This window comes from Pseudomonas sp. NFACC46-3 (assembly GCF_900114515.1).
In the GTDB taxonomy this organism is placed as follows: domain Bacteria; phylum Pseudomonadota; class Gammaproteobacteria; order Pseudomonadales; family Pseudomonadaceae; genus Aquipseudomonas; species Aquipseudomonas fluorescens_Q.
The window spans coordinates 125,411-145,636 of sequence record NZ_FOTH01000002.1; the positions used below are offsets into that span (position 1 = coordinate 125,411).

Here is a 20,226-nt window from a genome sequence, read left to right on the forward strand (position 1 = left end):
ATCAATGGCCTCCCGTACGTCGGTTGCGCCGCGAAGACAAGCGGTCGATAAACAGATTGACGCCGATGGTCAGGGTGCCGATGGCCAGGGCTGGAATCACGATGGCCGGCGCCCCCTGGTTGAGGCCGCCGATGTTTTCCCGCACCAGCGAGCCCAGGTCGGCATCCGGCGGTTGCACGCCCAGGCCGAGGAAGCTCATGCCGCTAAGCAGCAGGACGATGAAGCCGAAACGCAGGCCCAGGTCGGTCAGCACCGGGTTGAGCATGTTCGGCAGGATTTCCACACAAGCGATGTACAGCCGGCGTTCGCCACGGGTGCGGGCCACTTGCACGTATTCCAGGGCCTCGATGTTCACCGCCATGCTGCGGGCGATACGAAACGCCCCCGGCATGAAACTGAGCACCGCCGTGCAGATCAGCAGCGTCACCGACGAACCGAACGCCGAGACCATGATCAGCGCCAGCATCTTGCTCGGGATTGAAATGAAAGCGTCCATCAGGCGGCTGATCAGCTCGTCCAGCCACTTCGGCGAAACCACCGACAGCAGCGCGCAACTGGTGCCCAGCCCACTGGCCAGCACCGCCGCCACCAGCGCCAGGCCCACCGTGAAGCGCGCGCCCACGAGAATGCGGCTGAGCATGTCGCGGCCCAGATAATCGGTGCCCAGCGGATAAGTGGCGCTGAGGTTGTCGAAGACATTGTCGGAGACCACTTCACCCACCGGGTGCGGCGCCAGCCATGGCCCGAAGATAGCCACCAGCAACCAGATCACACACATCGCGGCACCGATCAGGCCGAGCCAGGGCGTTTTGCGCGACACCTTGACCAACGCCGGTTCGGGCGCCGCAGGCGGGGATTTCACAATGAGATTGTTCATTGGTTTCTCAGCCTCGGATTGGACAGGATCGCGCACAGGTCAGCCACCAGCACCAACGCCAGGTACGCCGTACAAAACAGCATGGTGCAGGCCTGGACCAACGCCATGTCGCGGTTGGTCACGGCATCGACCATCAAGCTGGCGATGCCGGGATAGTTGAAAATCGTCTCGACGATCACCACCCCACCCAACAGGTAGGACAGGCTCAGGGCGATGGCATTGGCGATCGGCCCGATGGCATTGGGCAAGGCATGGCGCAGCACCACCCGCACCGGACTCACGCCTTTGAGACGGGCCATTTCCACGTAGGGGCTGTCGAGTTGATCGATCACCGCCGCCCGGGTCATGCGCGCCATCTGCGCAACGATGACGCAGCACAGGGTCATCACCGGCAAGGCGTAGGTACGCATGAATTGCAGAGGCGAAGTGATCTCGCTGGAATAGGACAGCGCCGAAAGCCAACCCAGGTTCACCGCGAAAATCAGCACGGCAAGGGTGGCGACCAGGAACTCCGGCACCGCCACCATCGTCAGGGTGAAGAAGCTCAGGAAGCCGTCGATGCGTCCCCCTCGCCCCATCGCCGAGCCGATGCCCAGGATCAACGCCACGGGCACCGACACCAGCGCCGTGGCCGCCGCCAGCATCAGGGTGTTGGGCACCCGGCCAGCCATCAACTCGCTGACCGGCGTAGCGTTGGAGATCGACACGCCCATGTCACCGCTGAGCAGGCTCATCAACCAGTGCAGGTAGCGCAACACACCCGGTTGGTCCAGGCCCATCTTCACCCGTAGCGCCGCCACTTGCTCAGGCGTGGCGAACTGTCCAAGGGACTGTTGCGCCGCGTCTCCCGGCAACACCGCCGTAATGGCGAACACCACCATCGATACGATCAACAGGGTCACGACCGCAGCGCCCAGGCGCCGGCCGATCAACCAAAGTGTGTTGCTATTCATCGCCCTACCCCTTGTGCCATGTCACGCCGCAAGACAACACGCATCAAGCGTCAAGCCAGACTTGCTCGGCGAACATATAGCCCATGAAACCGCCCAACGGGTTGGTGCCATAACCTTTGACGCGTTGGTCGACGCCATCGATGTTGCTGATGAACACCGGGATGCCGATGCCGCTGTGTTCATGCACCAGGGCCTGCATGTCCCCGTACATCTTGCCGCGCTTGACCTCATCGGTTTCACCCCGGGCCTGGATCAGCAACTGGTCGAACTGCGGGTTTTTCCAGCCGGATTCATTCCAGGGCGCGGTCGATTGGAAGAATTGCGAGAAGATCATGTCGGCGTTGGGCCGTGGGTTGATGTTGCCAAAGCTCAGCGGGTGCTTGGCCCAGTGGTTGGACCAGTAGCCGTCGCTCGGCAGCCGATTGACGTTGAGCTTGAGCCCGGCCTCCTTGGCCGATTGCTGCAGCAGCACGGCAACGTCGACCGAACCGGTGGCGGCTGGCGAGCACATCACCGGCATGCTGATGCTTTCCATGCCGGCCTTCTTCAGCAGGAAACGAGCCTTCTCCGGATCGTAGGTCCGTTGCGGCAGGTCGGCGTTGTAGAAGCGTGCGCCGGGGGCGATCGGATGGTCGTTACCGACCCTGGCGAACCCACGGAAGATCGCCGACTTGACCTGTTCGCGGTCCAGCAGCAGTTTCATCGCCTCGGTGAACTCCGGGCTCTGGCCGGGCATCTGGTCCTGGCGAATGATCAGGTCGGTGTAGTTACCCGACGGCGAATCCACTACGCGATGGGTGGTGCTGTCCTTGATGCGCGTGGTCGAGCGCGGGTTGACCTCGTTGATGATCTGCACGTCGCCCGACAGCAACGCGTTGACCCGTGAAGGCTCGTCACCGATGCCGATGAATTCGATTTCGTCCAGGTACGGCAGGCCAGGTTTCCAGTAATTGGTATTGCGCGCACCGATGGAACGCACCCCAGGCTTGAACTCCTTGACCTTGAATGGACCGGTGCCGATGCCCTGGTTGAAGTCGCTGGTGCCCTCGGGGACGATCAACAGGTGGGAAATGGCAAGGATCGATGGCAGCTCGGCATTCGGGCCGCTCAGGCGTATCTGCACTTCATGGGTGCCGGTGGCCTTGACCTCGGCAAACTGCTCGGCCAGCGGCAAGACCTTGGAACCGGTGATCGGGTCCTTGTGGCGCATCAGGGAAAACACCACGTCGGCGGCGGTGAGGCCCTTGCCGTTGTGGAAGGTCACTTCCTTGCGCAGGGTAATCACCCAGAGCGTGGCATCGGTGGTGTCCATGCGCTCGGCCAGTTCCAGTTGCGGCACCATGTGGCTGTCGAAACGCGTCAGGCCGTTGTAAAACATGTAATGGCGCACGTAGTCCGTGGACGATGAGCCTTTGGCCGGGTCCAGGGTATCGGCGGTGGAACTGGAGATACCGGCGACCCGGATACGCCCGCCGGGCTTGCCTTTGCCGGGGCTCGCCTGTTCATCGGCAAGCAGCTTGCCGGCGGCGCCGAACAGGCTGCCGGCACCCGCCGCGGCCACACCGGCCAGCCCCAGCATTTGCAAGGCATGCCGGCGTGACATGCCACGATTGAGCCCTTCGAAAACACGCAGACTTTCTGTACCGGTGATCAACTGGTCTTTGATGCCGTTTTTAGTGTCACTCATGTCAGTTCTACCTTTCGGAAAATGATAGGGCTCGATGACGTTGCGTTAACGCAACGTGGTTGAAACGCCAAACAACGCGGTGAAACTCAGTGCAGGTAGTCCTGCAAGCGGTAATACGCGCCGACCAGCGGCAAAAACCAAGGCTTGCCGAAGTGCCCGGGAATGGCCGGCCAGTCCAGTTCGCGCCAAGGGTTGGCCTCGACCTTGCCGGCCATGACCTCGGCCATGACCTGGCCCATGTGCACCGACATCTGCACACCGTGGCCGCTGTAGCCCATGGAGTGATAAACCCCGCCATGCTGGCCGGCCCGGGGCAGGCGATCGGAGGTCATGTCCACCAGGCCGCCCCAGCAATAGTCGATCCGGGTGTTCGCCAACTGCGGGAACATCTGCACCATGGCGGCCTGCAACACCTTGCCGCTCTTGGCATCGGAAACACTGTCGGACATGGCAAACCGCGCACGGCCGCCAAACAGCAAGCGGTTGTCCGGGGTCAGGCGAAAGTAGTTGCCGATCATGCGGCTGGTGACATAGGAGCGGCGTGCCGGCAGCAAGCTGTCGATCAACGCTTGGGGCAATACCTCGGTGGCAATCACGAAACTGCCCACCGGCACGATTCGCCGCCGATACCAGCCCAGGCCGCCCTGCTGACAGGTACCGGTCGCCAGCAGGATCTGCGAGGCCAGCAGCGCCCCTTTGCTGGTGTTGACTCGATAGCCGCCGGCACTGGCCTTCCAGTCCTGCACCGCCACGCCCTGGAAGATCAACGCACCGTGACGGGCGGCCGCTTCAGCCAGGCCGACGCCGAAACGCCCGACATGCATCTGCACACCATTGCGCTGCAACAAGCCGCCATGAAACTGCGCCGAATTGACTTCCGCCCGCGTCTCCTGGGCCGAAAGCAACTCGACCTCGGCATCGACTTCCTTGCGGATCAATTCACAGGTGCGCGCCAACCCTTCGTAATGCATCGGCTTGGCAGCCAGCTTGAGCTTGCCGTTGCGCTTGAGGTCGCAAGCAATCTGCTCTTGCTCCACCAGCGTCACGACGCTGTGCACGGCGTTTTCATAAGCTTGGTAATACGCCCGGGCCTTGTCGGCGCCGAGGCTGGCGGTGAGCGCCGCGTAATCCTGGGCCACGCCGGTACTGCAATGCCCACCGTTGCGCCCCGACGCCTCGCCAATCACCCTGCCCGCTTCCAGCACGGCCACGCGGGCCCCCTTCAAGGCCAGGGCCCGCGCCGCCGCCAGGCCGGTGAAGCCGCCACCGACGATGGCGACATCGACCTGCCCGGGCAATCCGCCGAGCTGAGCACCGGTGAACGCCGGTGCGGTGTCGAGCCAATAGGACTCACTGCCCATGTCTAACCCCTTTCGCCTTCAAGCGTGCGTCGAGACTCAGAGCCCGACCAGAGCGGGCAACCCGCCGATGTCCGAGATCTGTTGGTAGCCAAAGGCAGCGTTGGCCGGTTGTTCATGACCGCGGGCGACGAAGGCCTTGTGCTTGATCTTCATGTCGTGGGCCGACATCAGGTCGTAGCGGAAGCTCGACGACACATGCAGGACGTCTTCCGGTCCGCAGCCAAGGTTATCGAGCATGAATTCGAACGCGGCCAGGCGCGGCTTGTAGGCCTGGGCCTGTTGGGCGGTGAAGACTTTGTAAAAAGGCGCGCCGAGCTTGTCGACGTTGGACATGATCTGCTCGTCCATCGCGTTGGAAAAAATCACCAGGGGGATCTTGTCGGCGATTTTCGACAGGCCCGCCGGTACATCGGCGTGGGGGCCCCAGGTTGGCACGGCGTCGTAATAGAGCTGGCCTTCGCCACGATATTCGACGCCCCAACGCTTGCAGACCCGCATCAGGGAGGTCTTGATGATTTCATCATAGGGCCGCCAGTCACCCATCACCTGGTCCAGGCGATAAGCGGAGAAATCCTTGACGAACTGGTCCATCTGCCCGGCATCGACACGGTCGGCGAACAGCTCGCGGGTCATGGTGCCCATCTGGAAATTGGTCAACGTGCCGTAGCAGTCGAAGGTGATGTACTTGGGTCGAAGAAAGCTCATGAGTGCGGTCCTGGATGGTTGTTGAAGGCTCGACGAGGCGAACATGGCGCCTTTCGTGAGGCATCGGTGCAACGCTGCATCACGTTTTCATTACAACACCATGAGACCGTGGATAAATCGTTAAAAATACCGGCCGCTTGGTACAAACCACCGTTTTGCGGGGCTCGCTCAGCAGACTTTGCGGGATGCTCCAGGCGTGGGCGTCGCGCCCGTGTTTCTTTGGGTTTGCGGGCAGTTATGGTGCGCCAAACGGCTCTGCAAAGCGTTGTTTTCGGCAGAATCTGCGCTTGGCGCAGCAGCTTCAGCATCCCTGGTGAATGGGCTCGCGATGGCGGTGGGTCGGTAGGAACAGTGTCCTGTTCAGACCTTCAGTTCGGCCTCCAGGAAACTCACCAACGCCTGCACCCGTGCACTGCGCAGTTTGCGCGAGGGCACCAGCAGGTTGATTGGGGCGCTGTCGAATTGCCAATCGGCGAGCACCCGTACCAGGCGGCCGTCGGCGATGGCTTTGTTGACGTCCCATTGCGAACGCAGCACCAGCCCCAGGCCCTGTTCGGCCCAGCGTCGAGCCACGCTGCCATCGTTGCTCAACAAGGCAGGCTTGATCCGCAGGGTCTTGCGCCCGTGCGCGTTGCGCAGGTGCCACAGGGTGACATCTTCATCGTTTTCACGAATACAGATACAACGATGCTCGGCGAGTTGCTCCGGCGCTAACGGTGTGCCGTTCTGCTCCAGGTAAGCGGGGCTCGCGCACAGCCAACGGTCATTTTGCGTAAGGGGCCGGGCGACCCACTGGCTGTCGCTCAGGTGACCGATGTGAATCACCGCATCGCTGTCATGACGGTCAGGCCAGGGCGTTTCCCGGAGATCCAGATGCAGGCATAGCTGCGGGTGCAACCTGGCAAAACGGGCCAGCAGCGGCGCGAGGCGTTGGCGTCCATAGCCGAACGGTGCCGCCAGCCTCAGGGTGCCGGCCAGTTGATCATCTTGCTGCCTGAACGATTCGGGAAGCGCCTCCAGCTGTTCCAGCAATAGCGCACTCTGGCGCGAGAAACGCTCGCCGTCGGCGGTCAGGCTCAGCCGCCGGGCGTCGCGATTGGCCAAGGTCAGGCCCAGGAACGTCTCCAGTTTGCGCAAGCGCATGGACAGCGCCGGTGGCGAGACATTGAGGGCCCTGGCAGCGGCGCTCAACGATTCGCAGCGTGCCAGCGTCACGGCCATACGCAGGTCTTCGAGGCTGATCATTCAGTTCAACTTAATGATTGATTACAGCGCATTGAACCACGGCTTTACGATGACTGAGTAGAGTCGAACCTGTCTTTCACCCGCGAGCCTCGTTCATGCCAGTCTCAATTGCTTCCCTCGATACTCCAGTCGCGCTCATCGATATGCCGCGAATGCAGCGCAATATCCAGCGCATGCAACAACGCATGGATGCCTTGGACGTGCGTTTGCGCCCGCACATCAAGACCAGCAAATGCCTGCCGGTGATCCGGGCGCAGCTTGCAGCAGGCGCCAACGCCATCACCGTGTCGACCCTTAAGGAAGCCGAGCATTGCTTCGCCGACGGCATCCGCGACATCTTTTATGCCGTGTCCATGGCACCTGGCAAACTGGCCCAGGCCCTGAGGCTGCGGCGCAAGGGCTGTCGATTGAGCATCTTGACCGACAGCCTGGCGGCGACGCAGGCCATCGTCGATTTCGGCAGGCAGCACGACGAGCGTTTCGAGGTCTGGATCGAGATTGATTGCGATGGCCATCGTTCCGGCGTGCGCGCTGAAGACGATGCACTCGTCGACATCGCACGGCGACTCAGCGAAGGCGGCATGCAGCTTTGCGGCGTCATGACCCACGCCGGGTCCAGCTACGAGCTCGATACCCCCCAAGCGCTGCAAGCCTTGGCCGAACAAGAACGCCACCTCTGCGTCAGCGCCGCCCAGCGCATCCGCGCAGCCGGGCTGGCCTGCCCCGAGGTCAGCATCGGCTCCACACCCACGGCACTTTCGGCGCAAAGCCTGGAGGGCGTCACTGAAGTGCGCGCTGGCGTCTATGTGTTCTTCGACCTGGTGATGCACAACATCGGTGTTTGCCAGGCGGATGAGCTGGCCCTGAGCGTACTAACCACCGTGATCGGCCATCAGCCGGACAAAGGCTGGATCATCACCGACGCCGGCTGGATGGCCATGAGTCGTGATCGGGCTACCCAGCGCCAGCAGCGGGATTTCGGGTATGGGCAAGTGTGCAGCGAAGCCGGCGACTGGATCGAGGGCGCCCTGCTCTGCAGCGCCAACCAGGAGCACGGTATCGTCACCCTTTCCACTCCCGGGGACATCGATATCACCGAGCGGTTTTCCATCGGCAGTCGCCTGCGCATCCTGCCCAACCACGCCTGCGCCACTGGTGCGCAATTCCCTGACTACCGCGCCTGCGATGCCTCGGGCGCGGTGCGCACCTGGAGTCGTCTGCATGGCTGGTGAAATCGAGTTGATTCACACGACCCAGGCGGCCGCAGCGGGCGGACATTACACCCAGGCGGTCTTGCACCAGGGCGTCTTGTACGTGTCCGGGCAACTGCCGGTACGCGCCGATGGCAGCCACAGCGTCGACCAACCGTTCGAAGTGCAAGCCGCCATCGCCCTGGACAACCTGATGGCGATTCTCGGCGCGGCAGGCCGCAGCCCCAGTGACCTGCTGAAGGTGACGGTCTATGTCGTCGGCATCGAACACTGGCCGGCTTTCGACCGGATCTACGCCCACTATCTCGGCGAACACCGGCCCGCACGCGCGGTAGTGCCCGTCCCGGCCTTGCACCATGGGTACCTGATCGAAATCGAAGCGCTGGCACGTGTGCACGCCTTCCCGACGGCCTAGATGAACCTGTGGCGAGGGAGCTTGCTCCCGCTTGAGTGCGAAGCGCTCACCGCTTTTTTTGGGGCCGCTGCGCGACCCAGCGGGAGCAAGCTCCCTCACCACAGGGGGCTGGCCAGGTCTTGTATTGCTATTGAACCGCGGTCGAGGATTTTCGAGGGAATATCATGAAGCCAGAAAAAAGCGATGTATTGATTATCGGCGGCGGCATCATGGGGTCGGCGTCGGCGTTCTTTCTGCGCCAGCGTGGGCACTCGGTGACCCTGTTGGAACGCGATCTGATCGGCCAATACGCCAGTGGGGTGAATTTCGGCAACGTGCGACGCCAAGGGCGATTCCTCGGCCAACTGGAACTGTCGAATCGCTCGTACGGATTGTGGAAACGGCTCCCCGAGTTGATTGGCGATGACCTGGAGTTCATCCCCAGCGGCCATATGCGCGTCTGTTATCGCGAGGACGAAATCGCCGAGCTTGAAGCCTACGCCGCCGCCCCCGAAGCCCGGGAGCTGGACTTGCAGATCATCACCGGCAAGGCGTTGCACGCGCGTTTCCCGTTCCTCGGCGCGGAGGTCAAGGGCGGCTCGTACGCCCCGCACGACGGCCACGCCAACCCGCGCCTGGCGGCCCCGGCATTTGCCCGCGCGGCGACACGGGCCGGGGCCAGCATCCGCGAGCGAACGGAAGTCGCCACGGTACGAAAGGAGAATGACCATTTCCACGTGACCACCACCGACGGCCAGCTATTCATCGCTGAGCAACTGCTGATCACGGCGGGCGCGTGGGGGGCGAAGCTGTCCGAGCAATTCGACGAAGCGGTGCCGTTGCAAGCCAATGGCCCACAGATGTCGGTCACCGAACCTGTGCCCTATGCCTTGCCGACCGTGATCGGCGTGTTCACCAAGATAAAGGAAGAAGTGATTTACTTCCGGCAGATCCCCCGAGGCAATCTCATCATCGGTGGCGGCAACCGCTGCAAACCGGACATGATCAACCGTCGCGCCTACTTCAAGCCCGAGAGCCTGCTCAACCAGATGCAGCAGATGAGCCGCCTGCTGCCCGGGGTGGCGAACCTCAACATCATCCGGGTGTGGAGCGGCATCGAAAGCTATACGCCAGACTCGCTGCCGATCATGGGCCCAAGCGGCAAGGTCAAGGGGTTGTTCTATGCCTTTGGGTTCTGCGGGCATGGCTTCCAGCTCGGCCCGGGCGTCGGCGACGTCATGGCCGAGCTGATCAGCACCGGCAGCACCCGCACCCTGATCAGCCCCTTCGATATTCGCAGGTTCACCGAACCGACCGCTCTGACAATGCCTCAGATGAGCACGCCCGGCACCGGCAGACTCATTTGACACAGGCGACTGGGCGCCCTTTTTGCCCTGGACGGGCGTCGCCATTTTTTTGCCAAGTTAGCCCGGCAGATACAGCAGATTCTTCTTTGCCAGGCTTGAGAACGGCATATCCCTTCCGGGCCGCTTTGTTAGTTTATCGAGAAGAAAACGGCCTCAGAATCTGTCGCCGGCAGTGCTATCACCGCTCTATGGGAGCCCGTTGGATGACCACCCCTTTTTTGAACACCTCGCCTACGTCCCAGCAGTTCTATATCAATGGTGACTGGCTGTCTCCGGCATACCCGGCCACGCTGCCCGTGGTCAATCCCGCTACCGAGCACGTCATTGCCGAGGTCGCCCGAGGGTCCGGCGAAGACGTTGACCGCGCCGTAGCGGCGGCTCGCGCAGCCTTTGCCGGCTGGTCTTCGACTGCGGTGGATGCCCGCGTGGCAATCCTGGGAAAGATCCATGCACTGATCCTTGAACGCAAAGAAGAACTGGCCCAGGCGCTCTCGCTGGAAATGGGCGCGGCCATCGGCTTCGCACGGGCCATGCAAGTGCCGCTGGCCGCCGAACACGTTCGGGTGGCCCGCGATGTGCTGTCCACTTACACCTTCCAGAAGATGGAGCATGGCACGGCCATTCAACGCGAACCCATTGGCGTCTGCGGCCTCATCACGCCGTGGAACTGGCCGCTGTACCAAATCACCGCCAAAGTCGCCCCGGCGATTGCCGCCGGTTGCACGGTGGTGTTGAAACCCAGCGAACTGTCGCCCCTGAGCGCCCTGCTCTTCGCCCAACTGGTGCATGACGCAGGCCTGCCTGCCGGCGTCTTCAACCTGGTGAACGGCAGCGGTGCCGAGGTCGGCGCGGCCATGGCGGCGCATCCCGACATCGACCTGATCTCCATCACCGGCTCGAACCGCGCGGGCGCACTGGTGGCCCAGGCGGCCGCCCCTACGGTCAAGCGCGTTACCCAAGAGTTGGGCGGCAAGTCACCGAACGTGCTGTTGCCCGACACCGACTTCGCCAAGGCCGTACCGTCGGGCGTGATGTCGGCTTTTCGCAACGTCGGCCAATCGTGCAGCGCACCGACCCGAATGATCGTGCCAAGGAATCGGCTGGCAGAAGTCGAGGCGTTGGCTGCCGCCACCGCCAACGCGATCATCGTGGGCAATCCGCAATTGGAAGAAACCGTACTCGGTCCCATCGCCAACGAGGCCCAGTTCAATCGCGTGCAAGCCATGATTGAAGTCGGCATGAATGAAGGAGCCAAGCTTGTGTGCGGTGGCCCAGGACGCCCGGAGGGTCTTGAACAAGGCTTCTACACCCGCCCCACGGTTTTCTCGCAGGTCGACAGCGCCATGCGCATCGCCCAAGAAGAAATCTTCGGCCCGGTGCTGTGCATCATTGCCTATGACACGGTGGATGAAGCCGTCGCCATCGCCAACGACACCGTCTATGGGCTGGGGGCGCATGTCCAGGGTCAGGACCTTGATCTTGCGCGCGCCGTTGCGTCGCGTATCCGCGCAGGGCAAGTGCTGTTGAACTACCCGGCGTGGAACCCGATGGCACCGTTCGGTGGCTACAAGCGTTCGGGCAATGGTCGTGAGTATGGGGTTCACGGTTTCGAGGAGTATCTGGAGACCAAGGCGATTGTCGGCTTCGAATGAGCGCCCTACTCCTCAGCCCGCCCGGTGCCCTCGCGATCATGCGCGTAATGTCGGCTGAACGGAAACGCCGGCAACCAGGCCTCACGGCGCACGGTCCAGCTTTCGTAGGTGGGCACCAGTTGATCGGGGGCATCCAGCGTGCCGAGGTTCACTTCGATTTCATCGCCGGTACGGGCGAACACCGACGAGCCACAGCGAGGGCAGAAAAAGCGCCCGGCGTAATCCCGTGTTTCGCCCTCGGTCGTCACGGCATCCTGGGGAAACACGGCAGCCGCGTAGAACAACGCGCCGTGATGCTTGCGACAGTCGAGGCAGTGACAGAGGCCAACCCGATACGGACGGCCCGAGGCCTCGATACGCACGTTGCCGCATAGGCAACCGCCGGTGAATCGGTCCATGGTGGGTCTCCTCTGTCGTCGAGCGATCGAGATACAACCTTCGACCGCGCCTGCCTGTTCCTGGTTTAACTCATCATCGGCACGGCGATCAGCAATATCGCCGTCCCATGGGTAGCACTCGATGCCACGACGCCGTAGCGCATGCGAATGAGCCCGCAGGCCAGGCCCTCTATCAGTGTAAACAGCAACACGGGCCAACCGAGTGGGGTGACGCTCAAAGCGAGAAAAGCATGCAGCGCCGAAAACGCCACGGCACTGATCAGCGCTGCTCGCAAGGCGCTGACGTGCAGTTCGAGGTAGCCCTGCAGGAAACCACGAAACAACACTTCTTCCAGGGCGTTGGCTCCGTAGGCCAGCACCGTCATGCCGAGCAGCCAGGCCCAATAACCTGGAATCGCCGTTTCAGCCCCTTGATAAAGCCGCAGCGGCAAGCCAATCAAGCAACCCACGGCGATGCCCAGGACCAGGCCAGCCAATCGATTGCCTTTGAATAGAACGACCAGTTGCCACAAGTCCGGCAACAGGCGCGCGCTCAACGCGACCAACAGCAGCGACGAAGCGCCCAACATCGCCAGGACGAACGGGTTGGCCAGAAAACCAATCTGCAGATCGCCGTTCAGGGACCACATGCCCAAGGGCGTCATCGCATCGCGCATCAACACGAACGCCAATAGCACAATCACGATACGCAACGCTGTCTGGGTCTTGGGCGTCAACGCGAACCAGAGGCCGAAGAGCGCCAGGCCCGGCAGCAGATACAGGGTGTAGTCCAGCAGTACAACGAGTCCTTCGGCGATCATTGCGCGCTTCCCTTGGCGTCAACCGGCGCATGTTGCGCCATCAGTTCCACAACCCAATCGATGAACACTCGCAGCTTGGCGCTGATGTGCCGGTTCGGAGGATAAGCCAAATACAGCGGCATCGGCTCGAGGTGCCAGTCTTCGAACAGCGGCACCAACTCACCCTGCGCTTCATGAGGCCTGGACATGTACTTGGGCAGCCAGAGCACCCCCAGCCCCGCCAAACCAGCCGCGAGGTAGGCGTTGCCGTCGTCGATGGCTAGCGAGTAACGCCCTTTGACGTGGAGCAGCTCACCGTCACGGCGCATGGCGTAGGGCAAGGATTTGCCGGTGCGTGCCCACAGGAAACCCACGGTGCGGTGGTGCGAATCTTCCAGTTCTCGCGGATGCGCGGGCAGGCCAAATCGTGCCAGGTAACTCGGGGCGGCGAAGACGCCGAGGGCGAGATCGCCAACGCGTCGGGCGACCAGCGACTGATCCCTCAACTCACCGCCGCGCACCACGCAATCGACGTTTTCATCGAGCATGTCGACGATGCGATCACTGACGCCCATGTCGATCTGGATGTCCGGGTATCGCGCGTAGAACGCCGGCAAGGCCGGTATCAGGATCATCGCGGCCAGCGGGCTCGGCACGTCCACACGCAGTCGCCCGCGAGGTAACGCCTGGGCGCCGGACACGCTGGTCTCGGCATCGTCCATGTCGGCCAGCAGCCGGATCACCCGCTCGTAATAAACCGCGCCGTCGGCGGTGACATTGACCTTGCGCGTGGTGCGGTTGAGCAGCTTGACCCGCAACCGTGCCTCGAGCTGCTGCACCAATTGGGTCACGGTGGTTTTGCTCATGTGCAGGGTTTCAGCCGCCTTGGTAAAGCTGCCCGCCTCCACGACTCGAACGAACGCTTGCATTGCATCAAAACGATCCATCTGTGCCTCGGGTGTCGATCCGATTGTTTGGATTCTACAAACAGTGATCGCCAAGGTTGCTCGTTTATCGCCAGGACACAAGCCCCTAGAGTGCGTTCAACGTTTGGAACCCACTCTTTGATGGAGGTACTCATGACACAGCGCGACGTGGTTTTCCCGCCTGGACGCCAGGCACTCTATGAGCGCAATCGCTATTCGCCGGCGATTCGTTCCAATGGCTTCCTGTTCGTCTCGGGACAGGTCGGCAGTACTGCCGAGGGCTCGCCAGAGCCAGACCTGGAGGCTCAAGTCCGGCTGGCGTTCAACAACCTGAAGGCGATTCTGGCTGCCGCCCATTGCAGTTTTGACGATGTGGTGGACGTCACGGTCTTCATGGTCGATCCCGAATCGACCTTCGAGCGGGTCTGGAGCGTTGTACCCGAGTTCTGGGGCAGCGCGCCGCATCCGACGCTGACGGCGGTGGGCGTGACGTGGCTATATGGGTTTCAGTTCGAGATCAAGGTGATTGCCAGGTTGCCCGAAACCACCTCGTGATATCGAGTGTGGGAGCGAGCCTGCTCGCGATAGCGGTGGGTCAGCTTGCATCACTGTTGGCTGTTCCGACGCCATCGCGAGCAAGCTCGCACACAAGGGAATGGAAGTGCTGCGCCGGCTAACCTTTCACCGCCGCCTCAATCGCCGCAATGTCGATCTTGGTCATCGTCATCATGGCCTCGAAGGCCCGCTTGGCAACGGCCTTGTCAGGACTGGCGACCGCTTCAAGCAACACACGCGGGCTGATCTGCCACGACAAGCCCCACTTGTCCTTGCACCAGCCGCAGGCACTGGCCTGGCCGCCGTTGTCGATGATCGCGTTCCACAAGCGGTCCGTTTCGGCCTGGTCTTCAGTTGTAATCTGGAATGAAAAGGCCTCGCTGTGCTTGAACACCGGCCCGCCGTTGAGGCCAATGCAAGGGATGCCGATCACCGTGAAATCCACCGTGATCACATCGCCCTCCTTGCCCGACGGATAATCGCTCGGGGCCTGGTAGACGGCGTTCACCGCACTGTCGGGAAACGTTTTGGCATAGAACTGCGCAGCTTCCTGGGCATTGCCGTCGTACCAGAGGCAGATCCTGTTTTTATTGTTCATTCCGCTTCTCCGAAAGGGACTGGACGATAAATTCTAGCAGTCCCCCCGAAAGTTGCAGATGGCCGGGCCTCAGGTAAACAGATCGACCCCCAACTGGAACGCAACCCACAACGCCAGGCCCGTGGCAAACATCAACGCGATGTTCTCGAACAGGTTGTTGCGGTACTCCTTGCCCAGCAGGGACTTCTGGTTGGACATGATCAGCAGACCCAGGGAAATCACCGGCAAGCCGATGATGTTCAGCGCATTGACGCCGATGGTCAGCGTGACGAAGTCCGGCATGCCGGGAAGCGACCAGATCAGTGGTGTCACGAGGATGAACAGCATGAACCATTTGTGCATCGGGTCACGGTGGAACTCTTTGCCGTAACGCTCCCGGCGCTCGGGCCGTACGTGCTGGAAGGCGTCGGTGATGAGCATCGGGAACGCCGTGGTCTTGCCGGATATGCTGGCGAACAGCGTGGCAAACACACCGATAAAGAACACGTACCAACCGATCGAACCGAAGAACATTTCCAAGGCCTTGCCCAAATCGCCCAGGGTTTTGACCTCGATGCCGTTGGGTCGCAGGATTTCCGCACCGACGATCCAGATCGCCAGGTTGATGACGATCCCGACAAACACAGCAAACAGCAGGTCGTTACGCTGGATACGCTTGTGTTCAGGCCCCACCCAGCCCTTCTGGCGCATGACATACGGATGAACGAAGTTGGCGATGGAACCGGCCACCGCACCGATCACCGAGACGGCCACCAGCAACGCACCGTGCACCCCTTCATCGGGCGGGATACTGAAGCCGATGGTGCCTCTGACAATGCCGGCGACATCCGGGCCGGACATCACCGCCAGGGCCAGGAACGCCAGCGTCATGATCGCCAGCAGTCCTTTCATCACGCCTTCAATCATCGAATAGATATTGCGCCCGACGAGCATCCACACCGCCAACACCACCGCCACCGAACACAGCAGTGGATAGTCGACCTTGAGCAACATGGCCAAGGCTTCGCCAGCTCCCTTGATCATGTAAGCGTTCATCAGGTGCCCCATGAGCAACGCATACACCAACAGGAACCAGGCGAAAAACGGATTGAGCTGGGCATAGCCTTGCAGGATGGTCATGCCCTGGTTATTGCAGAGCTGGAAGCGCGCGATGATGTTGACGATCAGGTAACGCAGCAGCAGAGAGACCGCCAGTACCCACATCATCGCGTAGCCATAATTCGCGCCGGCCACGGATGAAGTGATCAAATCGCCTGCGCCCAGCCAGGAAAGGACCGCGATGATGCCGGGGCCGAGAAGCTTGAGCAGGCGTACAAAACGGCCTTGCGTGGACGCCGCAGCCTGGCCTTCAGCGGAAGGAATGCTCGTCATGGATGGAATCTCCGTTATTTTTTTTGTGAGAAACGGCCACAGTCGAACATATTAGATACGACGTCGTACAACCATTATTATTGCCTAATTATGTAGAAATGTTTCATGGTATCCGCTCCCGAAATACCGTTGCATTCCAAGAGCAAATTGCCACTAACCCCTCTCCTGCTCGCCGTTATCGACCATCCAGCGCACCATCCTCGCCAACGGCACCCGATGCTGCTGGATGGCGCACCAACTGACGTGCTCATGGCGATACAACTCGACATAACGCTTGAGCAGCACGTGGCGGCCATCCTCGGCCAACCGCAGTTCAACCTCACGGCAATGCAGCACATCCGGATCGAGCGTGCGCATTCGCCGATGCAGGACCAACACCTCGCTACTCATCAGCGGCGGTTCCGTCCTGGCATTGCGGATGGTCCTGCACTACCGCCCCCAACTTCCCTTGCGCGACAAAATCGGCACGCCGCTGCGCCGTTGCATCGCGAAGCGCCGCGTAGTAATCCGCCTGGGCCTGCAACTGGTCGGTCAGCGGCAATGCCTCGGCGCGGCCATCGACAACGCCACCGACGGTGTTGATCGTACCCAGGGTGTCGACGGTGCTGCTGTTGTCGCCGAACGGGTCGACGGCAAAACTCAGCACCTTGCCCGACGCGTCCCTCAGGTTGGCGCTGCCCAGCAACGGCAGTTCCACGATCGGTCCGGGGGCGACGTTCCAGACGCCGAAGGTCTGGCCGAAATCGGCCTTATGGCGCTCGATGCCCAGCTTGCCCGACACGTCGATCAGCCCGACGATGCCCGCCGTGGTGTTGATGACGAACCGCCCCAGTGTGTTGACCGAGCGTTGTGCATTGCCTTGCAGCAGGTCGTTGATGAACACCTTGGGCTCACCGAAGTTCGCCACGAAGTTGTGGACGCCGGCCTGGAACATCTCCGGCAACTTGAGATAACCACGGGCGACCGGGGCCAGCACATAGTCATCCACGGTCCGGTTGAACGCGAAGATGCCGCGGTTGACCGGTTCTGCGGGATCGTGAACGGTATAGGCCGCGCGCTCACACACGCCCGGTTTTGCAGCGGGTGTGCTGGAGCAACCACTGGTGAATGCCGTCAATACAACCACAACGGTGGATCGAACAAGCAACGGAGCGGGTCTGGTGATCGGCATACAGGGTGATCTCGGCGAGGAATGGGGGCTGCCTATGCCGGTTAAAAGCCGAACACTGGCTGTTTAACTGACTGACATCGGGGCGATCCTGCCGCTGTTTCTTTGCCTGGAGATTTCCGGAATATTGCCCGTCGGCAACTTTATTGCCGGATTGAAATATATGACGCATGCCCTGGATTGCCCCTAGTATCGCCTCCTGTATTCATTACCCTGCGTGCCCACCGTGAGCCATTTATTACTGGTGGACGATGACCTCGAAGTCCTCGCCCTCTTGCGCAAGTTCCTCGAACAACATGGCTACAGCGTGGAGGTGGCCGCCGACGGCAACGCCCTGTGGCAGGCGGTGCAGCGTCGGGTGCCGGACCTCGTCATCCTCGACGTCATGCTGCCGGGCGACAATGGGCTGGTGCTCTGCCAACGACTGCGGGCCGAGCACACGGTCGGCATCATCATGCTCACCGCCATGGGCGAATTGAGTGATCGCGTCGTCGGCCTGGAGCTGGGGGCGGACGATTACCTGACCAAACCGTTCGACGCCCGGGAGCTGTTGGCCCGGGTGCGTTCGGTCCTGCGGCGCACTGGTGAAGCCAGGGACGCGTCGAGCGACGCCTTCCGGCCGATCCTGGAGTTCGAGAACTGGCAACTGGACGTTACCCGGCGCGAACTGCGCTCACCGGACAAGGTCATGATCCCGCTGTCCGCCGGAGAGTTCGAACTGCTGCTGGTGTTTGCCGAACACCCGCGCCGGGTGCTGACGCGCCAGCAGTTGCTGGACCTGGCCCGCGGCGAAACCTTCGAGGCGTTTGACCGCAGCATCGACGTCCAGGTCAGCCGCTTGCGGCGCAAGTTGGAGACCGACATCACCGGGGCGTCGATGATCCGCACCGTGCGCAACAGCGGCTACCTCTTTAGCCCTCATGTGGTGAAGCGATGAAACCCTCGCGCTCAGGCACCCAACGTCCACGGGACACGGTAGCGCGCTGGATCGCCCTGACCACCATGATCGCCATGCTGACCTTGTTGGCCCTCAATGAGTTGTTCAGCCTGCTGGCCGGTGCCTGGGCGCGCCCTCCCCTGATGGAAACCGGCCTGATGGAAAAGGCCGCCGCCATCACCCGCATCATTGACTCCGTCGCCCCCGCACAACGCCCCGCGATTGCCAGGGCCGCCAGCGACCAGGCGTTCAACGCACAATGGCTGCAACGGCATGAAGACGCGCGGTTGCCGGTGATCGACGACCCGGAGTTCAGTGAAGGTTCGGCGCTCCTGCGCCAACAATTGGGTCGGCCGGACGCCAGGATCGAAGCCTACGAACCGGGCGACTGGCCGGCCGACCAACCGGATGCACGCTACGCGGTGATCATCGAATTGGCCGACCATTCGTGGGTGATCTTCTCCGTGCCCTCGCGCAGTTGGGGGCTGGGCGAATGGGCGCGCAACGGGATCATCATCGCGCTCATCCTGCTCTCGACGTTGATCGTCGCGCTGATCGCCACCCGGCACCTGGCCGCACCGCTGGAACGTTTCGCCAAAGGCGCCCGGCGCTTTGGCGTCGACCACCAGGCACCACCGATTCCGGTCATTGGCCCCCACGAAATCCGCCAGGCGATCCTCGCGTTCAATGCCATGCAGGCCCAGCTCAAGCACTTCCTGCAGGACCGCACGCAGATGCTCGCCGCCATCTCCCATGACTTGCGCGCGCCGTTGACCCGCATGCGCCTGCGCGGGGAGTTCATCGAGGATGCCGAACAACAATCGCGCTTGTTCAGGGACGTGGACGAAATGCAGGCGATGGTCAACTCAGCCCTGGAGTTCTTCCGCGACGATGCCCGGCTTGAACACGCCACCGCGTTCGACCTGGCTGAGCTGCTGCACACCATCGTCGATGACCTCAAGGACGCCGGCACCGAGGTCGCGTTCAAAGGTGCCCAGCGCTTCGTCTATGTCGGCCGCCCCATCGGCATCAAACGCGCCTTGGTCAATCTGATCGACAACGCGATCAAATATGGCGGCCAGCCGACGGTTCGACTCGAAGCCGACGCCCACCGTGTGGACATTCGCATCCTGGACCGAGGGCCGGGCATCGACGCCCAATACCTTGAGCAGGTCTTCACGCCGTTCTTTCGCATCGAAGGTTCTCGCAACAAGCACACTGGCGGCGTCGGGCTGGGCCTGTCGGCGGCCCGGGCGACGGTGCTGGAGCATGGCGGCACGCTGACCCTGCGCAATCGAAAAAGCGGCGGATTGGAGGCCAGGGTCTCGCTGCCGCTTGACTGAAGTGCCCGATGTGACGATCCGCGCTAAACAATCAGCGCCTTCCTCGGTAGGATGTCCGGTTTTTCCGGCCTGGGCCCTGTTCCGGGAAGGCGCTCTTGTTTGTATCGCTCGACCCAGTGCCATCGTTCGCGCTCACGACAGACAGGAATCGACGGAGCCAAACCAAGGAATTCACCGATGATTCTTATCATTTATGCGCACCCCTACCCCGACAAATCGCGGGTCAACCAGCAGATGCTCAAGCGAGTGTCGACCAACCCGGACGTGGTCATACGTTCGCTCTATGCGCTTTATCCCGACTTCGATATCGACGTCGAGGCGGAACAGCGTGCGGTGGAACAAGCAGAGCTGGTCGTGCTCCAGCACCCGATGTACTGGTACAGCACACCGCCCTTGCTGAAGCTGTGGATCGATAAAGTCTTCACCCACGGCTGGGCCTATGGCAAAGGCGCCACGGCGCTCAAGGACAAATCCCTGCTGTGGGCCGTGACCACCGGTGGCGATCAGGGGCATTTCCAGATCGGCGGCTACCCAGGCTTTGCCGCACTGGCCCAACCGCTCCACGCCACGGCCCTCTATTGCGGCATGCGCTGGCTGGAGCCGGTTGTCGTGCATGGCGCCTATGCCGCCGAAGCGGATGCCCAACACGTCCAAATCGAACACTATGCCGCTCGCCTGGCCGCCTGGAAGGAAGATTGA

The 20,226-nt window shown here is 61.9% G+C and carries 21 protein-coding genes; 8 read left to right on the top strand and 13 right to left on the bottom strand.

The features are described from left to right. Nucleotide 1 precedes the first annotated feature (1 nt). The 6 genes from BM300_RS04270 to BM300_RS04295 all read right to left on the bottom strand — a co-directional run bounded on the left by BM300_RS04270 (nucleotide 2) and on the right by BM300_RS04295 (nucleotide 6,828). Complete coding sequence (locus BM300_RS04270) at nucleotides 2-877, bottom strand: ABC transporter permease (protein ID WP_063320549.1); 876 nt, start codon at nucleotides 875-877, stop codon at nucleotides 2-4. Next, nucleotides 874-1,830 carry an ABC transporter permease gene (locus tag BM300_RS04275; protein WP_014337747.1) on the bottom strand — a complete coding sequence of 319 codons (957 nt, stop codon included), beginning with the start codon at nucleotides 1,828-1,830 and terminating at the stop codon, nucleotides 874-876. Before BM300_RS04275 ends, BM300_RS04270 begins: the two co-directional genes overlap by 4 nt. Nucleotides 1,831-1,873: 43 nt before the next feature. Then, nucleotides 1,874-3,517, bottom strand: a complete 1,644-nt coding sequence (locus BM300_RS04280) for an ABC transporter substrate-binding protein (RefSeq protein WP_092144564.1) — start codon at nucleotides 3,515-3,517, stop codon at nucleotides 1,874-1,876. 86 nt (nucleotides 3,518-3,603) lie between these two features. Then, nucleotides 3,604-4,878 carry an NAD(P)/FAD-dependent oxidoreductase gene (locus tag BM300_RS04285; protein ID WP_092144562.1) on the bottom strand — a complete coding sequence of 425 codons (1,275 nt, stop codon included), beginning with the start codon at nucleotides 4,876-4,878 and terminating at the stop codon, nucleotides 3,604-3,606. Between the two features lie 36 nt (nucleotides 4,879-4,914). Continuing rightward, nucleotides 4,915-5,583 (bottom strand): haloacid dehalogenase type II, encoded by a 669-nt coding sequence (locus tag BM300_RS04290; RefSeq protein ID WP_092144560.1) that lies wholly within the window; start codon nucleotides 5,581-5,583, stop codon nucleotides 4,915-4,917. A 360-nt stretch (nucleotides 5,584-5,943) separates the two neighbouring features. After that, nucleotides 5,944-6,828: a LysR family transcriptional regulator gene (locus BM300_RS04295; protein ID WP_072339520.1), complete on the bottom strand. Its 885-nt coding sequence runs from the start codon at nucleotides 6,826-6,828 to the stop codon at nucleotides 5,944-5,946. Between the two features lie 95 nt (nucleotides 6,829-6,923). Between BM300_RS04295 and BM300_RS04300 the strand changes: the two genes are divergently transcribed. From BM300_RS04300 to BM300_RS04315, 4 genes are all read left to right on the top strand, one after another. Then, complete coding sequence (locus BM300_RS04300; RefSeq protein WP_092462111.1) at nucleotides 6,924-8,060, top strand: DSD1 family PLP-dependent enzyme; 1,137 nt, start codon at nucleotides 6,924-6,926, stop codon at nucleotides 8,058-8,060. Further along, nucleotides 8,050-8,454 (top strand): RidA family protein, encoded by a 405-nt coding sequence (locus BM300_RS04305; RefSeq protein ID WP_092462113.1) that lies wholly within the window; start codon nucleotides 8,050-8,052, stop codon nucleotides 8,452-8,454. The genes BM300_RS04300 and BM300_RS04305 overlap by 11 nt, the downstream gene beginning before the upstream one ends. 164 nt (nucleotides 8,455-8,618) lie before the next feature. Beyond that, the gene (locus BM300_RS04310; RefSeq protein ID WP_092462115.1) at nucleotides 8,619-9,800 is read left to right on the top strand and encodes an NAD(P)/FAD-dependent oxidoreductase; all 1,182 of its coding nucleotides are present in this window, start codon (nucleotides 8,619-8,621) and stop codon (nucleotides 9,798-9,800) included. A 203-nt stretch (nucleotides 9,801-10,003) separates the two neighbouring features. Further along, nucleotides 10,004-11,452, top strand: a complete 1,449-nt coding sequence (locus tag BM300_RS04315) for an aldehyde dehydrogenase family protein (RefSeq protein WP_092462117.1) — start codon at nucleotides 10,004-10,006, stop codon at nucleotides 11,450-11,452. 5 nt (nucleotides 11,453-11,457) lie between these two features. Here BM300_RS04315 and BM300_RS04320 read toward each other — a convergent pair whose 3' ends face one another. The 3 genes from BM300_RS04320 to BM300_RS04330 all read right to left on the bottom strand — a co-directional run bounded on the left by BM300_RS04320 (nucleotide 11,458) and on the right by BM300_RS04330 (nucleotide 13,576). After that, nucleotides 11,458-11,850: a GFA family protein gene (locus BM300_RS04320; RefSeq protein WP_092462119.1), complete on the bottom strand. Its 393-nt coding sequence runs from the start codon at nucleotides 11,848-11,850 to the stop codon at nucleotides 11,458-11,460. A 65-nt stretch (nucleotides 11,851-11,915) separates the two neighbouring features. Next, nucleotides 11,916-12,650: a CPBP family intramembrane glutamic endopeptidase gene (locus BM300_RS04325; protein ID WP_092462121.1), complete on the bottom strand. Its 735-nt coding sequence runs from the start codon at nucleotides 12,648-12,650 to the stop codon at nucleotides 11,916-11,918. Beyond that, a complete protein-coding gene (locus BM300_RS04330) occupies nucleotides 12,647-13,576 on the bottom strand; it encodes a LysR family transcriptional regulator (RefSeq protein ID WP_063320537.1) in 930 nt (309 codons plus the stop codon). Before BM300_RS04330 ends, BM300_RS04325 begins: the two co-directional genes overlap by 4 nt. A gap of 132 nt (nucleotides 13,577-13,708) precedes the next feature. On the opposite strand from BM300_RS04330, the gene BM300_RS04335 reads away from it, so the two are divergent. Continuing rightward, nucleotides 13,709-14,110, top strand: a complete 402-nt coding sequence (locus BM300_RS04335; RefSeq protein WP_092144544.1) for a RidA family protein — start codon at nucleotides 13,709-13,711, stop codon at nucleotides 14,108-14,110. A gap of 118 nt (nucleotides 14,111-14,228) precedes the next feature. On the opposite strand, the gene BM300_RS04340 is transcribed toward BM300_RS04335, so the two are convergent. The 4 genes from BM300_RS04340 to BM300_RS04355 form a co-directional block, all read right to left on the bottom strand. Then, nucleotides 14,229-14,708 (bottom strand): VOC family protein, encoded by a 480-nt coding sequence (locus tag BM300_RS04340; protein ID WP_092346194.1) that lies wholly within the window; start codon nucleotides 14,706-14,708, stop codon nucleotides 14,229-14,231. Between the two features lie 69 nt (nucleotides 14,709-14,777). Continuing rightward, nucleotides 14,778-16,079: an Nramp family divalent metal transporter gene (locus BM300_RS04345; RefSeq protein ID WP_092346192.1), complete on the bottom strand. Its 1,302-nt coding sequence runs from the start codon at nucleotides 16,077-16,079 to the stop codon at nucleotides 14,778-14,780. A gap of 153 nt (nucleotides 16,080-16,232) precedes the next feature. Next, the gene (locus BM300_RS04350) at nucleotides 16,233-16,469 is read right to left on the bottom strand and encodes a hypothetical protein (protein WP_063320533.1); all 237 of its coding nucleotides are present in this window, start codon (nucleotides 16,467-16,469) and stop codon (nucleotides 16,233-16,235) included. Then, the gene (locus tag BM300_RS04355; RefSeq protein ID WP_092462123.1) at nucleotides 16,462-17,250 is read right to left on the bottom strand and encodes an MlaA family lipoprotein; all 789 of its coding nucleotides are present in this window, start codon (nucleotides 17,248-17,250) and stop codon (nucleotides 16,462-16,464) included. The genes BM300_RS04350 and BM300_RS04355 overlap by 8 nt, the downstream gene beginning before the upstream one ends. A 223-nt stretch (nucleotides 17,251-17,473) precedes the next feature. On the opposite strand from BM300_RS04355, the gene BM300_RS04360 reads away from it, so the two are divergent. The 3 genes from BM300_RS04360 to kefF all read left to right on the top strand — a co-directional run bounded on the left by BM300_RS04360 (nucleotide 17,474) and on the right by kefF (nucleotide 20,226). Next, on the top strand, nucleotides 17,474-18,184 hold the full coding sequence (locus tag BM300_RS04360; RefSeq protein ID WP_092346186.1) for a response regulator: 711 nt from the start codon (nucleotides 17,474-17,476) through the stop codon (nucleotides 18,182-18,184). After that, the gene (locus tag BM300_RS04365) at nucleotides 18,181-19,527 is read left to right on the top strand and encodes an ATP-binding protein (RefSeq protein ID WP_092462124.1); all 1,347 of its coding nucleotides are present in this window, start codon (nucleotides 18,181-18,183) and stop codon (nucleotides 19,525-19,527) included. Before BM300_RS04360 ends, BM300_RS04365 begins: the two co-directional genes overlap by 4 nt. Nucleotides 19,528-19,704: 177 nt before the next feature. Beyond that, the gene (kefF, locus tag BM300_RS04370; RefSeq protein ID WP_092144533.1) at nucleotides 19,705-20,226 is read left to right on the top strand and encodes a glutathione-regulated potassium-efflux system oxidoreductase KefF; all 522 of its coding nucleotides are present in this window, start codon (nucleotides 19,705-19,707) and stop codon (nucleotides 20,224-20,226) included.